Origin of the sequence: Paenibacillus sp. FSL H7-0690 (assembly GCF_037980415.1) — a bacterium.
In the GTDB taxonomy this organism is placed as follows: Bacteria; Bacillota; Bacilli; order Paenibacillales; family Paenibacillaceae; genus Paenibacillus_AQ; species Paenibacillus_AQ odorifer.
Window position 1 is genome coordinate 6,455,021 of sequence record NZ_CP150281.1, and the last position, 25,273, is coordinate 6,480,293.

The 25,273-nt window shown below is 43.6% G+C and carries 15 protein-coding genes; all 15 read right to left on the reverse strand.

Going from position 1 to position 25,273, the window contains the following annotated elements; all coding sequences use genetic code 11:
- Window positions 1-30 precede the first annotated feature (30 nt).
- Entirely contained in the window at window positions 31-885 is an 855-nt protein-coding gene (locus MHI32_RS28490) for a ComF family protein (protein ID WP_339188757.1), read from the reverse strand.
- Window positions 882-2,894 carry a helicase-related protein gene (locus MHI32_RS28495; protein ID WP_339188760.1) on the reverse strand — a complete coding sequence of 671 codons (2,013 nt, stop codon included), beginning with the start codon at window positions 2,892-2,894 and terminating at the stop codon, window positions 882-884. The genes MHI32_RS28490 and MHI32_RS28495 overlap by 4 nt, the downstream gene beginning before the upstream one ends.
- Window positions 2,895-3,032: 138 nt before the next feature.
- Window positions 3,033-3,476: a glycosyltransferase family A protein gene (locus tag MHI32_RS28500; protein ID WP_076123908.1), complete on the reverse strand. Its 444-nt coding sequence runs from the start codon at window positions 3,474-3,476 to the stop codon at window positions 3,033-3,035.
- A 135-nt stretch (window positions 3,477-3,611) separates the two neighbouring features.
- Window positions 3,612-4,334 carry a response regulator transcription factor gene (locus tag MHI32_RS28505; RefSeq protein WP_036681509.1) on the reverse strand — a complete coding sequence of 241 codons (723 nt, stop codon included), beginning with the start codon at window positions 4,332-4,334 and terminating at the stop codon, window positions 3,612-3,614.
- Between the two features lie 4 nt (window positions 4,335-4,338).
- Window positions 4,339-5,499, reverse strand: a complete 1,161-nt coding sequence (locus MHI32_RS28510) for a sensor histidine kinase (RefSeq protein WP_036681511.1) — start codon at window positions 5,497-5,499, stop codon at window positions 4,339-4,341.
- Window positions 5,500-5,556: 57 nt separating this feature from the next.
- Window positions 5,557-8,289, reverse strand: a complete 2,733-nt coding sequence (locus MHI32_RS28515) for a stalk domain-containing protein (RefSeq protein WP_081388197.1) — start codon at window positions 8,287-8,289, stop codon at window positions 5,557-5,559.
- A gap of 215 nt (window positions 8,290-8,504) precedes the next feature.
- Entirely contained in the window at window positions 8,505-12,539 is a 4,035-nt protein-coding gene (locus tag MHI32_RS28520; RefSeq protein ID WP_339188763.1) for an Ig-like domain-containing protein, read from the reverse strand.
- Between the two features lie 200 nt (window positions 12,540-12,739).
- Window positions 12,740-13,942, reverse strand: coding sequence for a methionine adenosyltransferase (gene metK / locus MHI32_RS28525; RefSeq protein ID WP_036681514.1), 1,203 nt, complete (start codon window positions 13,940-13,942; stop codon window positions 12,740-12,742).
- Window positions 13,943-14,281: 339 nt separating this feature from the next.
- Complete coding sequence (locus MHI32_RS28530) at window positions 14,282-14,551, reverse strand: alpha/beta-type small acid-soluble spore protein (RefSeq protein ID WP_036681516.1); 270 nt, start codon at window positions 14,549-14,551, stop codon at window positions 14,282-14,284.
- A 153-nt stretch (window positions 14,552-14,704) separates the two neighbouring features.
- The gene (locus MHI32_RS28535) at window positions 14,705-15,244 is read right to left on the reverse strand and encodes a hypothetical protein (RefSeq protein ID WP_076123912.1); all 540 of its coding nucleotides are present in this window, start codon (window positions 15,242-15,244) and stop codon (window positions 14,705-14,707) included.
- Between the two features lie 87 nt (window positions 15,245-15,331).
- Window positions 15,332-18,184 (reverse strand): Ig-like domain-containing protein, encoded by a 2,853-nt coding sequence (locus MHI32_RS28540; protein ID WP_076307531.1) that lies wholly within the window; start codon window positions 18,182-18,184, stop codon window positions 15,332-15,334.
- 500 nt (window positions 18,185-18,684) lie between these two features.
- Window positions 18,685-19,026 carry a hypothetical protein gene (locus MHI32_RS28545; protein WP_036681520.1) on the reverse strand — a complete coding sequence of 114 codons (342 nt, stop codon included), beginning with the start codon at window positions 19,024-19,026 and terminating at the stop codon, window positions 18,685-18,687.
- A gap of 156 nt (window positions 19,027-19,182) precedes the next feature.
- Complete coding sequence (locus MHI32_RS28550; protein ID WP_340011503.1) at window positions 19,183-23,109, reverse strand: S-layer homology domain-containing protein; 3,927 nt, start codon at window positions 23,107-23,109, stop codon at window positions 19,183-19,185.
- A gap of 160 nt (window positions 23,110-23,269) precedes the next feature.
- Window positions 23,270-24,397 (reverse strand): MraY family glycosyltransferase, encoded by a 1,128-nt coding sequence (locus tag MHI32_RS28555; protein WP_036681523.1) that lies wholly within the window; start codon window positions 24,395-24,397, stop codon window positions 23,270-23,272.
- 116 nt (window positions 24,398-24,513) lie between these two features.
- The gene (locus tag MHI32_RS28560) at window positions 24,514-25,269 is read right to left on the reverse strand and encodes a WecB/TagA/CpsF family glycosyltransferase (protein ID WP_036681526.1); all 756 of its coding nucleotides are present in this window, start codon (window positions 25,267-25,269) and stop codon (window positions 24,514-24,516) included.
- Window positions 25,270-25,273 lie beyond the last annotated feature (4 nt).

Genomic DNA, 25,273 nt, shown 5'->3' on the forward strand with positions numbered 1-25,273 from the left:
AGCTGTTCACAATCATGCATTTTTCGCGTTTTAGGAACGCGCCCAGGTTAGGCTATAGATTTCTGCAACATAATCATAGTTAGAAACCATTTGTTTTAGAATTTCGGCACAAGCACGAATCGTGCTTCCGGTTGTATAGATATCATCAACAATAATAATTCGAATAGGATGGCTTATAGGTGAGTTATCTTTCAGCCAATCCTTAAATAGTGTGGAGACTGCCGGATTTGCTCCAAAAGCATTCTTCATATCTGCCAATCGCTCCGCACGTCCTTTAAAGCTCTGCTTACCTGTATGATGCGTACGAATTAGTAGCGGTAGCTGTGGAATCTTTCTATGCCGAGATAGGACATCGGCCAATCTTTCCGCTTGATTAAAGCCCCGTTCTAGAAGCCTTGAATCACTGACAGGTACCGGAACTAATAAATCAGCTGACCAAAGGCTGTTTTTTTTGTACCTTTTATGTTGAATAAGATGAAAAAACGATGCCTTCTGGGATGAAAGAGCCCCCTGTTGCTTTTCCTCCTTTAGGGTTAAATATGCCCTATCCAGCATGAGTCCAAGTAGAGGGGCATATCGTTCATTCCCGCGATATTTATATTGACCGAGCCATTCTCTCATCTCATTAGTGTAGGCTACCGCACTCCGGTTACATACAATGGGTGAGGGCTCAGCGCTGCGAGTGCAGTCTGGACAGCCTACATGCCGCCCACAAACCAAGCAACGTGGAGCGCGTATCCAAGGAATGGATTCCGCACAATCCTTACAGATACCAGGCAGCTGTGAGGACTGTGGGCTGTGCTTCCCGCAGGTTAGACATTGAGACAACGAGGGGGTGAGGAGGAGAGACAAAGATTTTCGTACCCCTATAAGCATGGTATTCATTTAGCCCCACCTTTACGGAAATATCCATGGCGGCGAGCGATGATATTCATAGTACGAATCTGAGCAATCGCTCCACGCTGGGATCGGCTCCACTGAGGGGAGGCAAATACAACATGGCCATCAGGATCATCTTTAGAACGACCAGCACGGCCTGCCATCTGTACCAAAGAGGCTTCGTCAAAAAGACCACTGTCTGCATCCAAAATAAATACGTCACTGCGTGGCACGGTAACTCCCCGTTCCAGGATCGTAGTAGTTACTAACAAAGAGATGATACGGTTGCGAAAAGCAGTCACCTTTTCTGCCCGAAATGAATCCTTGGACGAGGTGCCTTCAATAACCACGCCGGGAAAGCTACGACGAAGTAGGATCAGCAATCCTTCGATATGAGCTATTCGAGACACAAATAGAAAAATTTGTGCTTTTCGCTCCAGTGACTTTTGAAGATTTTGTATAAGCGATCTTGGCAAACTCTCACGCTTCAGACAGGTTAGAACCGAGGGTATACTCAAATGCTGCGGGATAGGCAAGGGATGACCATGGAAGCGGACAGGCACTCTGGCATGTGGAAGCTTGCCTAACCGGACCAAACGCTGCATTTTTTGTGGTGGCGTAGCTGATAAATAGATGAAAGAGCCGTCCACTTTACAGGCTTGTTCAGCGGCATAGGCCAACATAGGATCATTGTGGTAAGGATACGCATCCAGCTCGTCGATGATTACGAGATCATAACCTTGATGGAAGCGCAGGAGCTGATGGGTGGTTGCGAGCGTTAAGCGACCGCTCACCCAGCGATCTGCGCTGCCGCCATAAAGTACGGCGAGAACCTCCGCCGGAAAAGCCCGGGCGAGCCGCGGCGCGAGCTCAAGTACGACGTCGCGGCGCGGCGTCGCTACCAGCGCCCGCCCTCCGGCGGCGAGCACGGCCTCTAGGAGCGGGAAGATCATCTCCGTTTTCCCCGCTCCCGTTACCGCCCAGAGCAGAAACCGCTCTGGGCATGTACTGGCGGAGCGCTTGCGCGCCTCCGCCAGAAAACCCAGCGCAGCGCCAGCGGCTCCCGCCTGCGCTGGGCTCAGCCCCCACCGGCCTGCGGCCGCGGCGGGGTCAAGGGCGGCCGTGCACCGCACGGCCGGAAGTGCTGCGCTGCGCAGCAGCAGCGCACAAGCCCGGCTGCGCCCAAGCGCGAGGCAGGCCTCGCAATAGGCGCAGCCCATAAGCCCGCACGCGGCGCATGCCGTGCGGCCGGTGGGCACGCTGCCGCAACGCAGGCAGCGCGAAACCGCGCGGCGAGCGACAGCGCCGCGCCGCAATACGTGCGGCAGCCTAGCCGCCGCACGCATCATAACGCCAGCACCCGCAGGGAGCTGGCGGGCCCGCGCCCCGTGCGTAGCCGGGGGCGCATTGCCTACGGCGGCTGTAAGCAACAGCTGCCCCTGCAGATACGCCAGTTGTGCCGCCTGGCGCCAGCAACCTCCTAGCTCTGGCAATTCTTCTGCCAGCAGCGCTTCTACTTCCGGCTCCAATAAAGAGCGCCCGGCCACAGCCCGCAATAATTGTTCTGAATCCGATTCTAGTAATCCAGATTGAAAATCCTCTTTTTCACACCAATCGTATCTTTCATTCTTCTTATTGTCCTGATCTATTCCGAAACTTGATTCATTAGGCTTCCATATGAATATTCCATCATTCAACCACTGAGCCTCCCACAGTCCCCCTGCCTCTTTCTCCTCTCTCAACTCAGCCTCAAGCATACTATTAATATATTGCCCCCACTCCTTAATCCCCCAGGTGCCCATTGCGCTTCTTTGTTTAAAGTTGTCCCGGAGCTTCACAGCCCAACCTAGCGGCAACGCAGAAGAAAGCAGAACCAAACTATTCGCCGCTAAGGAACTCCCAGCTTTCTTCTCCGGTCTAGCTACAGACCACCACCATCTATCCACGCTAAGATCTAATGAAATTTCAACCCTCCAGCTCCCCCTACATTCCACAGCATATACAGCGACTTGCATAATAATCCCTCCTACCTCTCGCTTGTACTTAGCAACTCCATATTTGATCCCAAATTCACGACTCCGTCTCCCCAAACGCAAAAAGCACACTCCCCCAGTTCTTGGAGAGTGTGCTTCACCCGTTACTTACATATTTACTTAAGATCTGTTGCGCTTTGATTCGCATCCCCTACTTCCTGCCATCCCCATAAAAGGCAGCGATACAGACTGCCCTGACAGCCGCAAGTCTACTACAATTCCTTCATGCTGCAATTCTTCACTCATCTGAAGAGAGTACATAGATGTTGCAAGATCGATAGAGCAGCCGCTAGCGGCCATTTTGGAAACTATCCCAAGTGTTCCATCGCTCGAACCATCATCCATGAACGTTACTCGCAATCGTTTTCCGGTTAGAAGAGCTTGAAATGTCAGTGCCCGAATGTACCATTCCACAACAGATTCATGATTGCGGGTAATAAAAATATAATGAATCCATTTTCCGGACTGCGGTGTTTTACGCACCTTCTGCCGGTTATGCAACATATGAATCATCACTGCAGCGGATACATAAACAACCGCAATCCATATCAACTGGGCTACCATGGAGATGCACCTCCTCTGTATACCAACACTATATGCCGGCATTAAAAGGTCGGTGACTGCCTAGAACACCCATCAGGGAAGCAAGCTGTGTCTACTTAATTTCTTTCCTATATGTAACGTATTACTGTGAAGCTTCTACAAGGTTACCCAGCCATATTTAATCGAATTAATAACAGCTTGAGTCCGATCATCCACTTCCATTTTTTGCAAAATACTGCTAACATGGTTTTTAACTGTTTTTTCACTAATGAATAAATATTCACCAATCATTTTGTTGCTCTTACCTTCAGCCATTAGACGCAGTACTTCTGCTTCACGACGGGTCAGAGGATTGTTGTCGCCAGCAATAAATTTAACACCAGCTTCCTTCACCACTGTATCTGTAGTTACACCAGTCTCGTTAAGGTAAGTCATACGCCGCAATTGATTGATAAGCTTTCCAGTAACCTTTGGATGGATAAAGGCATGTCCTTCACAGACCGAACGAATGGCATTAATAAGGGATTCAGCCTCCATATCCTTCAATAAATAACCATTGGCGCCCTTACGAAGGGTCTCAAATACATAACTCTCATCATCATGAATGGATAAAATAATTACCTTAACCTCCGGGAACATTTCCCGAAGTTTTTGAGTGGCTTCTACGCCGTTCTCAACAGGCATATTGATGTCCATCAATACGATGTCCGGTTTAGTCCCGTTACAAAACTCTAATACCTGAATACCGTCGCCGCACTCCCCTATGACCTCGATATCCTCCTCCATATTCAAAATGCGTTTCAGCCCTTCACGAAAAAGCTGATGATCATCCGCCAAAAGAACCTTAATGGGCGTTTTACTAGAGTTTAAGTTCTCCATCACACTACTCCTTCCCCTTCTCCACATTCGTCGGAATATGGATCACGATTGTTGTCCCCTGATTCTCGGCTGATACAATTTCCATTCTTCCTTCAAGCAGCTCTACACGTTCCCGCATACCTACTAGCCCGAAGCTTTCCCGATTACCTTGCTGATTTTTTAACTTTTGTACATTAAAGCCTAATCCGTTATCTTTAATCACAATCTTAATTAACTGCGCTTGGTATGTAATCTCCACCAATACGAAGCTTGGGTAGGCATGTTTTGCTGCATTAGACAATGCTTCCTGAACAAGACGATATACCGCCGCCTCCATCGCTGAGGATAGTCGGTGTTCCTGTCCCCGGGTTTCCAGAGTCGTCCGCAGTTTCGTCTTCTCTTCAAAATCATGCACATATTTCCGCAAAGTCGGAATCAAGCCCAAATCATCGAGAGCCATCGGTCGTAAATTAAAAATAACCTTACGCATTTCTTCCAGGCTGTTACGAACCTGCCCTTTTAAATCTACTACTTCGTCCTGCACCAGCCCAAATTCCTGCTTTACCAGCATTCTTTCTACAATTTCCGTCCTAAGGACTAGATTTGCCAGCATTTGAGCGGGACCATCATGAATTTCCCGGGCAATTCTCTTCCGTTCTTCTTCTTGAGCCAGGATAATTTTGAGTCCGATCATCTGTCTGTTCTTCGCAGATTCGACAATTCTCGTCACTTGGCCTAGTTCTCCCGACAAATATTCGAGCACTACGCTCATTTGCGAACCAATTGACTCTGCACGCTCTACAGAATTTTCGACACTGCGCACTCGCATTTGTAATTCATCACGTCTGCTTCGAAGATAGACCTCTCGCTCACGCGTCATCATGAGTTCGAGCTGAAGCTCCGTAGCCTTCTCATAAGCAATACGGATATCCTTCTCTGAGTAGCGGACAAAGTCCCGGCTGACCTCTGTCAGCCGGATTCTGGAGCGGTGATACTGCAGCTCCAGCTTGTCTACCTTTTTCAACGTTTCATCCGTTTCGTCCATGACCCGCTGCAGTTCCTTGTTGAGTGCAGCAAGTTCATCACGTGCAACCTGCAATATTTCAAAAATCTGATACTTGCTGCTCTCCATCACGTCGATGGTATTTTTAATAACGCGATCAATCGCATCGGCTTGAAATTCCACGGATGCTTGCCCCTTTTCTATCGGATCGTATTAAGGTTTTCCTTATATATTAACATATCACGATTCGATAGTTACGGTCTTCGTTTTCTGTTCCCATTTTACAGTTAATCCTAACTGTTCAGAAACTAGTCTCAGAGGTACTAAAGTCCTACCCTGTAAAATAATAGGTGCTACTTCAGCACTTTGTCGCTTACCATTTAACAGGTATTCCTTTTTATTTACCGTCAGATCCAGTGCCTTGGCTCCGCGCAACACCATGATCTTCTTATTCACCTGATCCCAGGTAGCATTCCCTCCAAAAGCATCCAGCACATAACGGATCGGCACATAAGTACTGCCGTCTTTCACAATTGGAGCTACATCAATAGCCTTCTTATTTCCGTTTACGGTCATTGCTTTGGAGCCGATGCTCATCGAAGCTGTACCCTTTGGTAACCCTGCATCACTGGAAAGTGAAGGCATTGTGAAGGTGATATTATCAAAAGCAACGGTACCTGTCTTCGCCCGTTCATCTTGGCCTTCCTCTACGTTGACTACATAAAGTCTCTTCAGCGTAGCCGGGAATTTAATCCCTGATCCTGACAAGTCGATGTTTATGTTCTTCCAACCGTTCCAATCGATAATCTTCGCAAGATCTACATAGGCTGTAGCTCCACTATTGTCTACAAACTCAGCACGCAGCCAATTTAAGCTCATATCGCCCATCACATCAACTGACATCGAAGTTGCAAGCGCTGGAACGGCTTTTCCACTTGTGCCGTTAAGTTGAGCATAAGCGTACATTTTACCGCTGCCAGCCGTCATATCATAACTGAGTGACAGCACCTTGGAGCCTACTCTTTCAGCCGATCCGTCTACTATTGTTGCAGTCCCCTGTACCGCTGGCACATTGGTAGTAAAGTTGACTGGATAACTTACCTTCTCGAAATCTTCCCATGTTGTAGCTGCTGCTGTCGATAATACAACCGCTGTGCTAAATCCATCATAACGAGCAATAGCGTAACCTGTAGTAACCCCTGCATCCACAGAGTTTACAGTAAGCTTGCCATTTTGCACGACTCCCTTAAAGCCTACAAACTCCCACTTCAGCGCTGAATCTGGAACGCTTATGGTTGCTCCACTCTTCGTAGAGGCCTTTACAGGGACAGATACAGTTGTCCCAGCTGTCAGTGGCGCTGTAGCAGTGCCTACACTCATGCTGGATAGATCATCTCCACCCAAGACTGTAAGGGTTGTAGAAGCGCTTGCTACGCCGCTTTTAGCCGTTAAGGTAACGGTGCCTGGCTTCACTGCCGTTACTTCTCCTGCACTTACAGTTGCGCTTCCTCCGCTTGATGTCCAAGTAGGATTGCCTGCTGCTACATCTATAGGGTTATAATAAGTGTCATAACCTTTTAACGAATAAGTAGCCTTTTGTCCAACTAATAGCGAAGTGCTTCCGCTAATTTTAATTCCTTTTACTTCACCTTGTGGTGCGTTAGTATACACACCAAGCGCGTTAACAATGCTGCGCTGCTCTGTGCCATACTCTGTATTAAAGGTTAGTGTGGCTGAGCTTTCACCAAGAGGCCGGTCTACCATCGTTGTAGAGCCGCCTCCGTCTAAGTTAAGCCCTTTCCAGACTCCAATATTGGTCATAAAAGATTGCAACTCGGTCAATGACATTCCTGAGCTGTTGCCATTTTTTTCAGTAGCTATAATATAAACATAACGTCCATCCTGAGAGTATCCTAAAGCCGTACGTGCACGATAACCGCCAATGCTGCTAGTCGAGCGAGAGAACGTTGCAGCTTTTCCGTTATTTACAAGAATCGTATGTCCACCAATCATTGTTTGCAGATTAGCAGGATCTAGCGATTGCTGCGTAGTCTTGGATTTCAGGGAGTACACACTTGTTACCGGTTGTCCTACAGTCAGATGGGCAGTAACATACCGTGCGGCTAAGCCATGGGCCCGCAAAATATAAGCTCCCTTTGGAACCGCTGTAGGAAGCGCAGCATTTTCAGATATTTGAGTAACTACGCCGTTCTCAACGAGCACCTCTGTCGGTGTGGTTGAGCTGTTTTTGGGACGATCGAGTGCGGTCCATACATCCGTATAGATGTACATTGCATTAGCATGGCTATAAGTAGAGCTTCCACCTTCAGGGCTATAAGCACCTTTATTGATACCGGATATCTCAAACTGTGCGCCGTCAGGTGCGGTTATCATTCCTTCAAAGCTGAACTCATCAATAAGAGGCTTGCGGTCCTTAGTCACTGCAAAGGCATACATTCCATCCAATTGCGAAGGGGTGGAAACCAAGACGCCACTGGATACTTGTCCACCAATCGGAGCGCCTTCCCCGCCTGTATTAAAATAATCTCCGTTTACTGCAGCCACGGCTCCAGTTTCCTTAGCCATCCCGCCAGTACTTTGACGTGTTGTCAGGTTTCCACCTTTACCTGTCATAACATCTAATGAAACATATGGATTGTTGAGGTCAACGCGAATAACATCCGCCAAGCCAGAAGCACTCGCTCCTGAACGTGTAGCCGTATATTTGTATTTCATCATAATGGCGCCCGAAGTAATTACTTCTTCTCCCAGCTTGCTTACTTTAAAATTAGATGTGGCTGCGGCAGCAATTGGTGTGGAACTATGACCAAACATTGCTAAGCCTTCACTGCCAATTACCGGCATAATCCACAACACACCTGCTAATGAAGCGGCAACCCATTTTTTAGTAGATGATAATTTTATTCCCCGAACAACTTCTCTACTCTTCTTCTCCATGAAAACTTCATTCATTTCGACGTAACTCTCCCATCTCTTTTTTACTCTTCAAGTCCGTTATCAAAAGTCTGGAAACTGGTTCCTATTTTTCTAGTACTCTTTTAATAGACTGAAAATAAGCGAAAAAGTTGCGAAATTGAGAGATTTCAAGCTTTATAGAGTCTCGTAGCACAAACTATTAACATAAAAAAAAGCCCAGCAGAATGCCAGGCTTTACCAATCAATTTATTCTACAAATAATCTGTTTGCTTCAGCATCCGATGCAACATCACAGCAGCTTGTGCACGAGTGGCATTACCCTGAGGTTGGAACTCACTTGTGGTCATTCCCAAAATAATCCCCGATTGCACAGCTTTAGCTACGAATTCTGCACTTTGATTCTGAATTTTGGACTTATCCTTAAAGCGAGCCAGTGTTGAGGCAGAAGTGCCGCTTAATGTAATAGGATGTTTGGTGTATTCCATTGCCCGAATCATCATGATTGCCATCTGCTCACGAGTGATATTATCGTTAGGCCGGAAGGAGCCATCCGTGTTCCCTGTAATAATACCAGCCTTAGCTGCTGCACCAATATAGTCTCCAGTTTGTGTAGAAGGCTGCACATCCCGGAAGCGCTGTGCGGTCTCGCGATCGCCTAGCAAACCAAGTCCCCGGCTAAGCATTACTGCAAACTCTGCACGGGTAATCTTTTTTTCTGGACTAAATGTAGTCCCGTAACTGCTATCGATAATAGTTTTTGCACTAAGCTCTGCTACGATCGAATTACTCCAATGCTTACTCATATCTGAGAAGGCCCGGGTTGATATAAAAGTTCCTAACACCTGATTACCCTCCGTACGAGCACGAATAATCGTATAGCTACCTACCGTACTTACTTTTGTTGGCAGATAGGCTGCATCGTAATAGGAAAGATCCAGTCTAGCAGCAGATGTCTGCGCATTGTTCAATGAAGAAGTTGTACGCACAGTGTATTCTCCAGGTACCGATAATGCCTTAGCATTAGAATAATTGCTGCTTACTATCGCAGTCACCCGGACATCCATAAGACTAGTAACGCTCTGCATCCCCATAGTTTTTAGCTTTTGCTCAAATGGGGAGAACGTACCTGCCGGAACCTTTTCTAAGCGGAACACCAGCGAGATATTTTTACTATCTGCAATCAAGCTAGTCGCTAATCCGTTCATATCGATATCGTCTAGTCCTACGCTATATAAGTGATCGCCATAACGTATCATAAATTTTGTGATTTTACTACGATTTACAGCATCAAGCAAAGGCTTTAAAGGAACAGTCACATAGGCCGATTGTTCTGTAGCAGGCACCTCAAAAGCTAATGTATCACTACTTGCCTTATACAGATATTCATAACTGGCCGTCAGGCGATCTGTGTTTAAGGTATATCTTTTTACAGATTGATTGTATAACGAACGGTCATCCACGATTTGTGAAGAGTCACTCTTCAGCAGCGCGTATTCTTTTCCAAACTCACTTGTTGCAAGCGTCCCTAGATAGGATGGACGATTTCCCGTTCCGGTGCTCACGCCGGTTAGGTTCTTAACAGAGAGAGAAGAGAATGAGGACAGTATATTACCGTTCAGATCCTTGATCGTACCTGAACCTGACATATAGGACAAATCGATAGTTTGCCCGGTCTTTACTACTGAGGATGTTGTTATTTTCAAAGCATCCCCTGACAAAGTGTAGTTTTGTACACCCATACTGCTCCCATCTGCTCTAACTCCGAACTGATTAGCGTAGAGGGAACCAGATGCCTGCATGTTTTTACTGAATGTAACCGTAAGCTCGTCGCCATTGATGGTGGCAGAACTAATCTCAGGTATGCTAGTTCCGCTGTTTTCCGAGATGGACACAGGCTGCAGGTTAATATAAGCTGCACGGTTTCCATTTAAATCGCTTATTCCGGTAGTCCCCGGAACATAGGATACAGTAACATTCTGATTCACCGCCAAAGCACTCTGGAGCGTTAGCGTGACCTGTGAGCCACTGACCGATACATTCGTAACATAGTTAGGAGTGGTGCCAACAAGCACAGAGAACTGGCTGTTCATCGGGAGGTTTGTCGTTGACAAGCCTTCATTGTAATTCAGAAGGATTTTATTGCCACCTCCGGTTGCACTTTGGAACACGGGTGGAATTGTATCATTGCTGTTGCGAATGTAGAAATCTGTGAAATCCGCAATATTTTGTCCAAAAGAATTCTGCAAAGGATAAGAGCCTGCATAATAGGAGACACGAACGGTCTGGCCATTAGAAGCATCGCTATTTAACCCTAAATATACAGTGTTCCCGCTGGAGCTTATGGAGTTGACCCCTAGGGATCCCCCATCTGAAGTCACTAGAAACTGACTATGTGCGTAAGAGGAAACTGCCTTTAAGGAGTCATTGAAATTCAACGCTACCGTTCTACCCGTGATCCGTCCATCTTTGGGTGTAGGCATGGAGGACTCGATAGTGTTAGTAACCTGCTTTGAGCTAAAGGTGCTGGCTGCATTTCCGCTTGGATCTTGAATGGTCCGCAGACCCCCTGTATAGCTAACCTTCACGTTCTGTCCAACCGCTACCCCTGTACTGAGTACCACATAGGCGCTGTCTCCCTGGATATAGACACTTTCAATTGTACGACTCTCATCATTCACCGTAGCACTAAAACTGGAGATCAACAGTGCAATGGAAGAGTTGAGACTCTCATTGTATTTTAAACGAATGGTCCGATTGTTCTCGAGTGATGCAGATGTGAGCTGTGGAGCTGTTTTGTCCTGAGACAAGGTCCGGAAGCTCCATGAATTTTTGCCGCTTAGTCCATCATAGATAACATTAGCATCAATAGCGTCTACAAAAGCTCCTTTAGCAATATCAATATAATAGGTTGAGTCGCTATCTAAAGCTGTTTTAGGCGTAATTACATATTCGTTTGCAGCAGTTGTACTCCGGTTAACAGTAACCGGAACCTGTGCGCCACCACTTTTATAAAGTGCTACGCCATTTTCCACAGCACTGTTATAATTCACATTACGATTGAATGTGACAGAAAATGATCTGTTGTTAGCTATGGATTCACTCCGGTCAGCCGGGTTTAGCGCGCTTACGTTAAGTCCTGTCAAAGAAGCCGTTGTAAATGTCCAGGTATACGCACCCGAAGCCGGAAATACATTTCCGTCTTGATCGTAAAAAGCTCCCTGCGGTATCGTCACCGTATACTGCGTACTGTTTAGCAAGGGTGATGCTGCTGATGCTGGAAGCAATGTTATAGTTCTGCTGCTTCCTCCTGTAACGGCTGGGGAGTTTACATTAAGCCATCTCGTTCTAGCATCGTTAGCTGCACCTGGAGATACTGTTATGGTTCCAGCTGCAGGCATCATAGGACGATCAAATGTAAGCTGTAGGGCTCCAGTGGTAGATACCCCACCTGATCCGTTTGCCGGTGCAGGAGTCACTGGAATCTCTGCCACACCTTTAGTAGAGAAGCTCCACACATCACCGCTTGAAATCCCGGAATACGTTCGATTATCAACATCCTTAAAAGCATAAGAATCTATAAGAACATAATAGTTACTTCCGGAGGCCAATGTTTTATCCAATGTTAGTTTAACTGTAGTAGAGTTAGCATCAGTCTGAACGTTGACTCTAGTATCATCATCCTTAATTTTGAACTCTTGTACGGTTGCATTATCTGCAGACGACAAAATTCGAATGGAACCTCCACCTTTTATCAGGTTTTTATTTAAGGTTAGACTTAGCTCCTTAAGGGCTCCTGCATCCACTCTTGTATTATTAGCAGGTGAAAAGTTGCCTGCCGTAATCGCTGTATTACTCTCAGGCGCAGTAGTAAATGCCCATGAAGTAACACCTGACTCATTACCATCATTATCCTTGAACAACCCCTTAGGGATTGTCACTGTATAAGTCTTGTTTGAAGTAAACTGTTGATTTAGCTTAAGCTCGTAATCTTTTGAACTACCAATTAGACCATAACTACCAATAGGAATCGTTAAAAAAGGTGAGCTATCACCTTGACCCGTAATAGTAATTTCACCTGACTGCGGGTTTACTTGACGATCAAAGCTCAGTCTAAGGGATGATCCTATACTTACATAACTTGCTCCAGGCGCTGGTGAGACTGTTATACCAAACTCTGATGCAGCGTACACTGCTGAATTCCCTATTCCAATAGCAGGATAACCCGAACCAAGTACTAACTCTCCCGCTAGAATAAGTGCCGTCCATATTGAAATTTTTCTTTTCATTCCGTGATAGACTCCTCTCAAGCCATACTATCGTCTTTATGTATATTCTTATATTTCGGCTAAAAGGCTGGCAAAGTTTAGTAGTCTACTTCTCTATGGTTAGATTCACTAGCCTTGCTCGTTTTCGCACGCAAAATAACCCGCAGAGCTGACACCATGGCCAACTTGCGGGTTAACATATTATAAGACCGTATGATGAATTACAACCCTGCTTGATCTCTTAGCAATTCTGCTTTATCTACGCGTTCCCATGGAAGATCAACATCAGTACGTCCGAAATGACCGTAAGCTGCAGTTTGTCTATAAATCGGTTTACGCAAATCAAGCATAGAAATGATGCCCGCAGGGCGAAGATCAAAGTTGTTGCTGATCAGTTGAACCATTTTCTCTTCACTGATTTTACCTGTTCCGTATGTATCCACATTTATCGAGACAGGAGTAGCTACACCGATGGCATAGGCAAGTTGGATCTCACATTTGTCGGCCAAACCAGCAGCTACAAGATTCTTAGCTACATAACGAGCCGCGTAAGCCGCAGAACGGTCCACTTTAGTTGGATCCTTACCTGAGAATGCTCCGCCGCCATGACGAGCATATCCGCCGTATGTATCGACGATAATTTTACGGCCAGTTAGACCAGCATCCCCTTGAGGACCCCCAATAACAAAACGTCCGGTTGGGTTAATAAAGTATTTGGTTTCTGCATCAAGCAGTTCCGCAGGAACAACAGGCAAAATAACATGTTCTTTAATATCCGCCTGAATTTGTTCAAGAGAAATTTCCTCTGCATGTTGTGTAGATACTACGATAGCGTCTACGCGTACAGGTTTTTCATCTTGATACTCAATCGTAACTTGTGTTTTACCGTCTGGACGAAGATAGTCCAAGGTTCCGTTCTTACGAACTTCAGATAAACGACGTGCAATACGATGTGATAAAGCAATCGGCAGTGGCATCAGTTCAGGTGTCTCGTTCGTAGCAAACCCAAACATGAGCCCTTGATCGCCTGCACCAATATTAGCAGTTTCTTCAGCTACTTGAGCAGGATCACGGTGTTCTAAAGCAGAGTTAACACCTTGGGCAATATCAGCGGACTGCTCGTTAAGAGAACTCAACACAGCACAAGTATTATAGTCGAAACCATATTTTGCACGTGTGTATCCAATTTCTTTGATGGTATTGCGTACGATGGCAGGAATATCAACATACTCTGATTTGGTACTGATTTCCCCGATCACCAGTACAAGACCTGTTGCTACTGCTACTTCGCAGGCTACACGTGCATTAGGATCATTAACTAAAAATGCATCCAATACCGCGTCGGAAATCTGGTCACAGATTTTATCCGGATGCCCTTCCGTAACGGACTCAGAAGTAAACAAATGACGCCCTTTAATAGACAAGTATAACAACCTCCCATATGGTTAGTCTGACACTGTATAAGGGATTCCTTAATGATAACAGGCCAAATAATAAAACTAAATAATATAAATAATTCAGGTTTGCCTGATTTCTTTTTATGAAGGATTTTTGCAAAATTTGATGCCTACATTCACTAAACTCTTCAAAAAATGAACCTTTTCCATATGGAAAAGGTTTAAGGCTTTCCTCAAAAGTCATATTATCTTATTTAGGGGGTGGTGTCAATTAAACACAGAACCCCCCGTGAGAGTATGAATATTGATTTCACGCTATAAAAAAGCAATATCAGATAAGGAATAAGGGCATCCTAACCCCTGATATTATTGAAAAAGAGACTGTTCAGCTTGCTTAATGAGTCTCTTCGTAATTTCTCCTCCAACAGACCCATTATCCCTTGAACTTAGATGCCCAAGGTACTGACTACGGCCAGAACCACTACCTCCGACTGCTCCTAACTCAGAAGCAAACTCCGTGTCTGCCCCGCCTCCATAATGAGCCCCATATAATCCAAATTCAGCTGCAATTTCATATTGCATTTGTTTCAGCATTGTCCGACTTTCAGGTACGACTGTACGATTATTACGTGCCATGTTACAGCACCTCCTGTGAATTTGTAAGATTACAGGAATATTGTGCGTCCATCACTTAATCTTCAATCGCGCCAATGATTTGTAACTTTGGAAAACAGTTTGAAGGTATGATTACGTCTGTTTACGGGCATTATGAATATATATCATTACACATTATTTCAAGGTATATCCACCACGAACCATCACAACAAGACCAAGTGTTTGACCCTCTTGAACAGTTATTCCACGACCATCACGAGGGAAGGACAATAAGTGGTTAGATGGTGCAGCTAGTCCATTTGTTAGATCTTTACCATCTGTTAAATCTGCCACACCATTCGCATCTTGTGAAACGATTACTGCTTTACCCGCGCGAACGATAAATTCAGCGCCTGCAGAAGCAATTAAAGTTTGGCCAGGCTTCACATCAACAATCACAGATTCATTACTGCTATTTTGACCAGGTGTAGCTACTGGCGCTGTGGTTGCACTAGGCGCAGGTGTAGCAGTCGCTACCGGAGTCGTCACTGTACCACCTGAAAGTGCTTTCTGAATTTGCTGATCTACGTAGCTTTTCGTAACTACAGGATCATCCGTTGTGCCAGGCTGAGAACCAACACCTGCACCTTCAGCAGTAATATTTAGCAGAGATCCAGCCCATACACTACCAGCCAGCAATACAGCGGTGGTTGTTACTTTCCATACCGATTTCAAAGAAGTTCCTCCTCATTATTGGGGATAAAAACCTATAAAAAAAGAATAGCCTCCGAAGAGGCTATTCTGTGCTTCGGTAATCGGAGATTACTTAGCGGAGATTTCTGTTTCGCCTTTGATCTTGTTGCCATCAGCATCGAAGATTGCAGCGTCTTTCTTAACTTTAACAATGATTCTGTTAACACCGTTGGCGTTAAGATCAAGTTCTTCTTTAGCACCAGCAGCGGAATCAATGATTTTCTTGGAGAATTTAACAGACCATTTTCCTTTATCAGATCCGTATTTAATCGGAGTGATAGAAAGAATGTTTTCTGATGAAATTTTGTTGCTAGAATTAACATCAGTGTTGATGTAGAATTCCAGGTTCGCTTTCAAGTCAGCTTCAGTTGTAGCTTCATTCAGGTCTTTGGAGAATCCGAGAATCAGTTCAGTTGAACCTCCGCTGGATACTACAGCTGAATCAAACGCAGGGCTAATTCTGCTAGTCAGCTTACCTTTTTGTTGTGCAACTGTACCATCGATTACGTTACCAGCAGTATCAGTAACACCATTCACAGCAAAGACATAGTCTTTAGTTTCTGTGATGCTGGAGCTAGGGATATATACATATGCACGAGCACGAGTTGGGTTAGTAGCAGATGATACTTCTTCGCCTTTTTCGTTCAATGTTTTAATTGTAACGTAAGAAGTGCTTGGAAGACCAGCATTGTTCAATGTGTAGCTGTTTTTATCAAGAATTGTGGATGATTTCAAACCGCTAGCATCAAACAGATCAACAGTGATCAAAGCATCACCATAAGTGTCATCACCAACAGATTTGCTATCATAGAACTTGATAGGAGCAGCGCCATTAACAACCAACAATTCTGGAGCTTTATCGTCAGTTGAAGTAGATCCGATTGTTACAGGCAATACTGCAGCAGTCAGTTCATTTGCACTGTAGGATTTATCTACGAACAATCCTGCAGGAATACGCAATGTGTAGCTACCAGCAGTTGGTACACTTACACCAGTGATAGTGAAAGTACTTCCGCTACCTTTAACAAGACTAGAATTGTGAAGCACAGTTGTAGCTTCACCAGTAGTATCATTAATCAGTTGCAGGGTGCCTTTACCTTTGTATACAACATTTTCAGAGAATTTCAGAACCAGACCTTTATTAACAGCTGTAGTAGTGTAAGTAACACCAGTTACAGTAGGAGCTACAGTGTCTTTAGTAAAGGTAATTGCTTGGCTAGCAGCTGTTCCCAAAATGTTACCCAGAGTATCTTTTACAGAAGCTCCGAATACTACAGAACCAGTGAAAGTTCCAGTTGAAGGGAAGCTAGTCAATGGGCTTTGAAGGGTGAACTTCTTGCCATTGTCAGTAGTCAACACTTGGAACGTACCTTGGCTTTCACCAACGGAGTTCAACAAGCGAACATTACCAACCAAAGAAGCACGATCAACTGTTTTGTCGAACTCAACTTCAACATACTTGTCACTTACTGGAGTTACGCTCTTGATTACTGGAGCAGCAACATCAGAAACTACAGTTACAGTAGTTTTGATTGGGTTAGGATTAGCTACATTACCTGCAAAGTCAGTAACGTTAAGCAACGATACATCGTAAGTTTTGCCGCTATCCAATGTTCCTGCAGACAATTTATACTCAGTGTAAGTATCATTTGTTACAGTTACAGTAGCAACTTGACCATTTACGTAAGCAACAATACCAGTAGTTTTAACTGGTTCGCTGAATTTCACGTATACATCTTTAGTAGTTGCTTTTGCAGTAGAGCTAGCAGAAGCAAGTGTTGGAGCAACTGTATCAGCAACAGTGATCAGTTGTGTGTAAGCTGGGATAGCTTCAGCAGATGTTGTTGTTACAGCATCGTTAAGAACTACAGTGTAGTTACCTTTAAGGAATTTAACTCCTGGCAGGGTAATAACAGCTTCAGTGTTGTCAGCGTTGAAGGTAACATTAGCATTAGCTACTTCGTTAACATCACTACCCACTTTAGTTACTTTTACTACGCCGTCGATAACTTTGCTGGATTCAGCCAGTGTATCAACATCGATTGAACGGTTAAATTTGATTACTACTTGTTTAGCATTTGGAGCTTCTGCGGAAACAACCTTAGGAGCTGCCAAAGTTACTTTTGTAGTGTAATCATGATCATTGTGTTTGAAGTTGATTGTAGTTTCAACGCCTGCTACAAGAGCAGTTGTCAATTCAACAGTTGTAGTAGTTTTGTCAGAGAAAGTAACAACTACTTTAGTTGGGCTCAATGCTTCAGCAGAAACGATTGTAGCTGCTTGGCTCAATTGATCCACAGCATAAGCTGTTTCAACTACCAAAGAACGGCTAGCGTTAGCTTTGAAGTTAGTGTCTTTAGCAACCAAACCTGCATTGATTACTGCTTGAGCATAACCTTTAGCCCATGCGGATGCAGAATTATCAGTTGTAGTTGGTTGTTCCAATTTCAAAGCGCGGAACAATACAGCCGCAACTTCTTCAACTGTTACTTTACCGTTGTAGTCAAAGATACCTTTAACAGTATCTTTACCTTGCATGTAGTTTACTGCAGTAACAGCTTCGATGTAAGGCACAGCCCAGTTCGATGCGTTGTAACCTTTGTCTTTGTAAGACAATTTGTTAGTTACTTCAGTAAGGTCGAACAATTTAGTAACGATCTTCGCGAACTCAGCACGAGTAAGATCTTTTTCAAGGTGAGCTTGACCATCTGGGTATCCGTTGAGAATACCTTTCGCTGCCAAAGCATCAAATTTTTGTTGCGGAGTTGTTGCTGCGTCACCAAACGCTACAGAGGCAAACATCGAGAATGCCATTGCTGTAGATAATGCTACGGATAAAATTTTCTTCATAACCTTTTTTTCTCCTCCTTGGACGTTCATAAACTGAGATTTTTCTTTAGTTGAGTAGCTCATGTCACTCATTAGCCGATGCACCCCCTTTCCCGAGTTGAGCAAATTAAGTATAAATAATGTCTGTGACGGGTATCACAGAAACTGGTAAACGATTTTAGGACATGACAATACTAGATTCCTAATTATACCTAAGTATTATACAATGTGCCTCAAGTCACGTAAAGCTAATTTTTCCATTTTGTTAAATTGGCTTTACCAGCGGTTAATTTCAGCCCCTGTGTAAATGACTCTACACCTTAAACGCAGAAGATTTGAAAAAGTTGCGGTTTCTCAAAAAAAATCTTCTTTTTTATATTTTCCGGTGTGATCCCATTAGAAGATACATATGTATGTTCTACTAACTATTGTTAATCATGGGTGCCTACGGAAAACAGTATATCATAGTCGCTTTCTAAACGTCATTATGCAATATTTACTAAGAATCATTAACACTTGTACTATTAATTTAAACATTCCTACAAAAAACAAAAAAAGCGCCGTTGCCGACGCTTGCTTCTATTACATTGTTTCTAACGAATCTTCATAGATAATTGGATCAATTCCTGACGCTTCTCAGGACTCGAGTTCACATTGTCATACATTGCATCAATAGCTGCGCGGTTCTCGCGGTAGCTCTTCTCATGCTTGATTGTAGTATGAGACCATTCGATCAGAGCATTCTCAGTAACAACAAGCTCGTTGTATGAATCGTGGAATCCTGTTGCTTGCACCAGTTCTTCCATGACCTCTTGAGTGATCTCCTGTAGTGCCCGTTTAGCTGCAATTTCCTTCTCCAACACTTTTGCTCTATTCTCAAACATATTCTTGGCTTTCATGTAATCCAACTGTGCTTTTGATAAAATCGGTTTCATCGATGGCTTTCACCTTTCAGAAAATAATATTTTCTACATTATTGTATCGTAAATCGGTGCAGATTACAAAATTTATGTCGCTGGTAATTGTTATCTTTACATCAAAACTCCGACCTACGAATACTTTTCGCAGGCCGGAGCACTTTTTTTTATTCTTTAGTTAAAGTTCTTAGGGAAGATGCTTGTACTCTTCTGTAAGAGTGCCACAGTAATCTTACCGGCCTCTGCTCTAGTCAACTTACCCTTCGGGTTAAAGTTATAGACGGGCTTCTTTTGGCCTGTAACGGTCACAGCACTTCCTTCCATAATCTTAGCTTTAGATATAGCTTCAATTGCAGGACGTGAGTAGAAATCCATGTTGCTTGTATCAACAAATGATTTGCTTAAGCTTGCCAACAGTTTACTGTCATTCAACGACATCTTGAGTTTCAACGCCCTAGCTATCATTACTGCGGCTTGTTCACGTGTTAAGGCTTGATCAGGCCCAAAGAAGCCATCACTGAGGCCTGTAACAATACCTGCCCTAGCAGCTGTCTCAATGTGTTTGAAATCCCATGTGGCCGCGACGGCTTCTGGCACAATATCAAAGAAGGTTTGTTTATTAGCATCATAGTTCAAAGGAATACTTAATGATTTCACCAACAATGTAGCAAATTCACCACGAGTGGTCAAATCATCCGCCCCGAATGCATCTGCTCGAAGATTAGTCATAAATCCTTTGGAATACAATCCATTCATTATATTTCTGCCCCAAGGATGATTCGTAATATCAACAAAACCACGGCGCAGCTTCATAACAGTGTAATAACCAAATTCATCGAATGGAACGGTGATGGTATGTTTTTTCGTATCTACGACCCCGCCCAAGTTCTCCCACTTACCTGAATCTGTATATCGGAATACTGTAATAGTCGATCCCACTTCATCCACAATGCTGGAGTTGAAAGTAAGCGTCAATTCACCACGTTGGGAAGGTACGATTTTTCTTGTTTGACTATACTGCGTAAAGTATCCAGTCTTTCCACTGGCATCCACGAAATGCGGGGTAACCCCGTTGGTCTCAAGATTAACGCCATCATTTCCTAGACCACCACTAAGCCAATAGATATCCGATACTCTCGAAAAGTTATTAGTAGAAACGGTTGATGTAAAGCGTAGAGCAAGATCCTGTGGAATCACAAGCTGCCCGCCCCCGCCTTCGGTTCTGTCGTCACTACCCGTTACGTTGATAATGTTCCCGTAATCATTCTTACGTTCAACAACGCCATCAGCGGGATCCGCGATACCAAACAACAGTTTTGTATTAGGATAATATTTTGCAGCACCAGAGCTAGTATATCCCTTCATAATCGTACCTTTAGGGAAGTTCAATTCCAAGGTTTTATTAAAGACACTATACTTCGTAGCTACCTTCTCCGCCATATATTGTGTATCAATCTGCACTGCACTAGCATAATACACATTTATAGTATCGCTTATTGTGGAGTTAGCACGAACCACTTGTATCTTAATGGGATTCGATTTGTCTGCTTTTAAGCCCACATAATCATAGGTGAAGCGATCTTGATTTGGCAAATCCGTACGTTTAATTGCTTCTTCTTTGCCAATTATTACTTTAGTGGCACCTTCAGCCTCAATATCAAAACGAACAAAGTTTTTGTTAACAACAATTTGCTCACCTACCGTCGCTACAGGTGACAGAAGACGATATGGAGCAACTTCCCGCACTACTTCAAGACGTTGTGTAGTTCTTGCCCCTGTTTTGTTAATAAGCTCTAGGGTATAGACTTGACTTCCTGGGGCATCAAATTTAATGTCACGTAATCTTAAAATAAAGTTTTTAGCACTGCCAATGTAGTCATAATACAGACCATTTGCAGCCACTTCATCAGGATAACGTTTAGGACCAATAGGTCCATCGGATTCCGTACCGTCAATTAGCAGCTTATCCTGCCCCGTCGAAGTAAACACCAGAGTAGAGCCCTGATAAAGATTCAGCGTTGTAGCACCACTACCTTGTAGTACCAAGTCGAATTTATCTTTGTTTGTTGTATATTTTTCATCCTTATATACAATCTCAGCCGGCAATGCCAGCATGGCATTACGCTCGACTTCATTAGAAAGGGTTGTAGTTGTAAAAGGTAAACGATTATCCCCTAAAGTAGGATGGAATTGTTTTACCCCAGAAATGTTGGTATCAATGATGTAAATTTTAAGTTCTTTTTTGATAATACGTTGGTTACCAGCATTATCTCTTGAGACTCCAGTAAACACGATTTTATTCTCACCGTATACCAGTGGTCCCGTCTGACTGATTGTCACAGTGAAATTAAAAGTTGTTTTATTTACTGTTGAGTTTTTTTCTACTTCAAGCTTAAAAGGATTGCTAGATAATGAGTTACTGTCTGTACCGTTAATTTGCACTTGTGCATTTTCTATATTTTCGAACCCGATATATTCCCCAGCGACATTAAGTTTTCTTTCTACACTGGAATCGAATTCGTAGGTCTGACCATCTTGCAGATTACTTACATATATATAGTTTTTCGATACATATGAAATATCAGCATTATAGAAGGATTCGGATCCTTTATAACGGAATTGTACCTTTTGTTGACCATTAGAGAACCCTGATATTTTATAAATATATTCATTTGTTCCTGTGCCTGCAGTTACATATTCTATGGATAGTGGTTTATTACTCAAAGGCAAATAGTTTGCAGTTATATCTGCTGGGGTTGTTGATCTATTTGTCTTCGCCATTATATAGAAACTATCCGTCTCTAACTGTTGGCCATTCAAAGGCAATTTAGAGATATTGGTAAGATCACCTGAGCCTGTATATCCAGGAAGGTAGTACATTTCTGTTATAACAGTCTCATTTTTCAAAAATTTATATGAATAAAGATGAGAACTGCTGTGGCTGCCATAATCTACAGACAATTTAAAGTCATTTACACCCGCCAAGATTTCTAAATCAGCTGCAGTCTTAAATTTAACCAATTTATACGTTGGCGTAACGCCATCAGGACCAGGAATTGTTAATTCTTCTGTCACAGCACTAATCGTTACAACTTTTTCGGAACTATTACCTTTATTAAGAGTTAGCACAGCATTTGTTGCAAACGGAGCCACGTTATATGGAACTAAGATCTGTCCAGTAAAACCTGCAACACTTGGAGTCAAATCAGCAGTCAACGTAGGCACATTATCATTTAAGATATTATAGTCCGCATTGTCGTGGTTGATGTTCAAAGAAGCGTACGGTTGATCCTTATCAAAGAAATATACGGATCTGTCTATTGTTATTGAATCCGAAGCATTTTGAATAACAATCTTAAGCGTACTTAATCCCGGACTCAAGTTCAGCGCGGGGGTGAAAAATGTTCCGTCTTCCAATAGGGAAGTTTGTAATGCAGTTCCTCCATTCACGGAGACACTGACTTTAGTGGCATTCGTTACTTTACCTTGAAGAGTAACTGTAGATACTGGTACGACAACTTGTGTTCCTTCATTTAAATTAAGCGCAGAAGGACCACCCAAAACTTTTAATTCTGTTACATAGGGAACTTTATCGTAAAGAACATAAAATGATTCTGAACGTTGGAGATTCCCTTGCATACCAGAAAAGGTCACCTTATTAAAACCTGTATACAAAACAAGACCAGATGCTACAAAACGGTTATCCGGGCTATTGGTATCTGTTGTTACCGCTCCCGTAGTCAGGTGAGTAGCATCTGTTACCCATTTATTAGATTGACTATCTTTTGTAAGCTGCTCTACAGTAACCTTCATCGTGGAAGATGTTACCTGAGAGTAGGTTCCTGTAATTGAAAAGGTAGGGCTACTTACTTTGTAAACACTAGAACGGTCAATAAGTCCCTCAGGATTAGGATTAGCTGTTGTTGCTACAACATCCTGTTTCAACAGAACAGTATTACGTAATGTGAGATCATCCGGACTGAAGAAAGTCGTGGAGCTCGTGGTAGCCGCTGCCGCTATGGGCGTGTATTTACCTGGGAACATAGAAACGATCAAAGCCGCCAGCATCAGCCAAACGAACGGTCTCTTAAAGCGTTGCATGTGTTATATCTCTCCTTTGAGTATAAATTCTCGTAAACCTTCACTTTGTTCTTTATCGGTCATAGGAAGCGATATTTTTAGGGAAAACAACAAAAAACTCATCCGAAAAGGGATGAGTTTTGTTAGTTATAGAAAATATTAGAATAATACCATTAATAAATTAAGATTTGGAACCTCTTTCCGGATTAGCCTTCATACGAATTCTTAAAAAGAAATCAATCAGCGGACGTTTAGTCTTACCGATCAAACCTGTAACTTCCGCACCGATCTGCAAGAAGAAGAGCATGATGCAGATGACTACGAAGGTAACCCAGTTCGCCTCGTAAAGAGCGGCAGAGGATTGAATAACAGCTAAAACTCCAAAAAATGCAGCAATACCATAAATAATGAGCACAGTCTGACGATGACTAAAGCCTAGCTCGCGAAGGCAATGATGCAAGTGACCTTTGTCTGGTGCAAAGATTGGTTTCTTCTGCAGCTTACGGCGCACGATCGCAAAGAACGTGTCTGACAACGGTACACCAATAATAAGCAAAGGTGTAATAAACGAAACCACGGCAATCTGTTTAAACCCTAGCAAAGCAAGTAAAGCTAAGCAGAAGCCTAAGAACAGCGATCCCGTATCCCCCATAAAAATCTTGGCGGGATGGAAGTTGAAGAACAAGAATCCGATTATGCTACCCAGAAGCAACAGGCATAACATGGCAACCATCGTGTTACCCATCAAGAAAGCCATTACCGCAATCGTAGCAATCGCAATCCCTGATACACCAGCAGCAAGCCCGTCCAACCCGTCAATCAGGTTAACAGCATTGGTGACACCAACAATCCAGAAAATCGTAAGCGGGATAGCAATCCAGCTTTCCAACGAAGAATACGTATTGTTAAATGGAATATTCACAAAATCTACAGTAATACCAAAACCGAAAACTACAATACATGCTGCGACAATTTGGCCCAGCAGCTTCAACTTTGCTGATAATTCAAATCGGTCATCCAAACCTCCGATAAGTACAATCAGTCCGCCGCCACACAGCAGCGCTTTGATGAAGTTGGCCTCCCGCGGAGTGAACTCATATGGAATAATCGGCAATACGGCAAGCAGGCCTAACACAAACGCCAGAAAAATAGCTAATCCGCCAAGGCGGGGCATAATTTTCGTGTGCACTTTACGAGCATTCGGCACATCTGTCGCACCAATCTTAATGGCGAATTTCTTCACCAAAGGTGTGAGGCCAAGTGCGAGTCCCATGCATACGATAAATCCAGCGATGTATATGATTAACATTTGATCAGTCGACCCCCATTTCTCTACCGCATTGAATTATACGCTGTTACAAAAACAAATTCCAATCCCTTTTTTAGGCTATTCATCTGATTTTCTAGGTGAATATCGGCATTTGACTAGACTTTTGTTACTTTATCTTTCTCACGCACCACTTTTAATGCGAATTTCGGCAACGCAAGCATTCTTTTGTACCGCGTAGGCTCTTTTAATAAACGGTACAACCATTCAATTCTCATTTTTTGGAAAACTTTTGGTGCTCTCTTGCTCTTGCCAGAAATTACATCAAAGCTGCCGCCGACCCCCATCATGATCGGAACACCTAACTTGGATTTGTGTTTTGCAATCCATGGTTCCTGACTATCCGCGCCTCTGGCCACAAATAATAAGTCAGGATTGGTTTTAACAATTCCAGCAATAATCTCATCATCCGATTCCGGACCAAAATAACCGTCATGATATCCTGCAATAATAACACGCGGATATTGCAATTGTAACCTTTCAGCGGTTTCCTGAATCACCTCAGGTGTAGAACCAAGGAGATATACCTTCCATCCATATCTTTCACCCTGTTGCATCAATTCATGTAACAGGTCAAAACCAGCTACCCGTTCGGTTACAGGCTCCTTACAATAATTAGCAGCCCATACCACACCGGTTCCATCTGGGACAACTAATTCAGCTGACTTCATTATCTCCATATAAGCTGGATCTTCCAAAGCAGCCATAACCATAATCGGATTAGCTGTAATCACTTGATGCGGGATACGGGTATGAACCGCCTCTGTCAAATATGCAACAGTTGCTGCCATATCAACCTTGGAGACTCTAATCCCAAAAATAGGAACTGTAGGTACCGCGCTTTCTGCTTTCACTTTA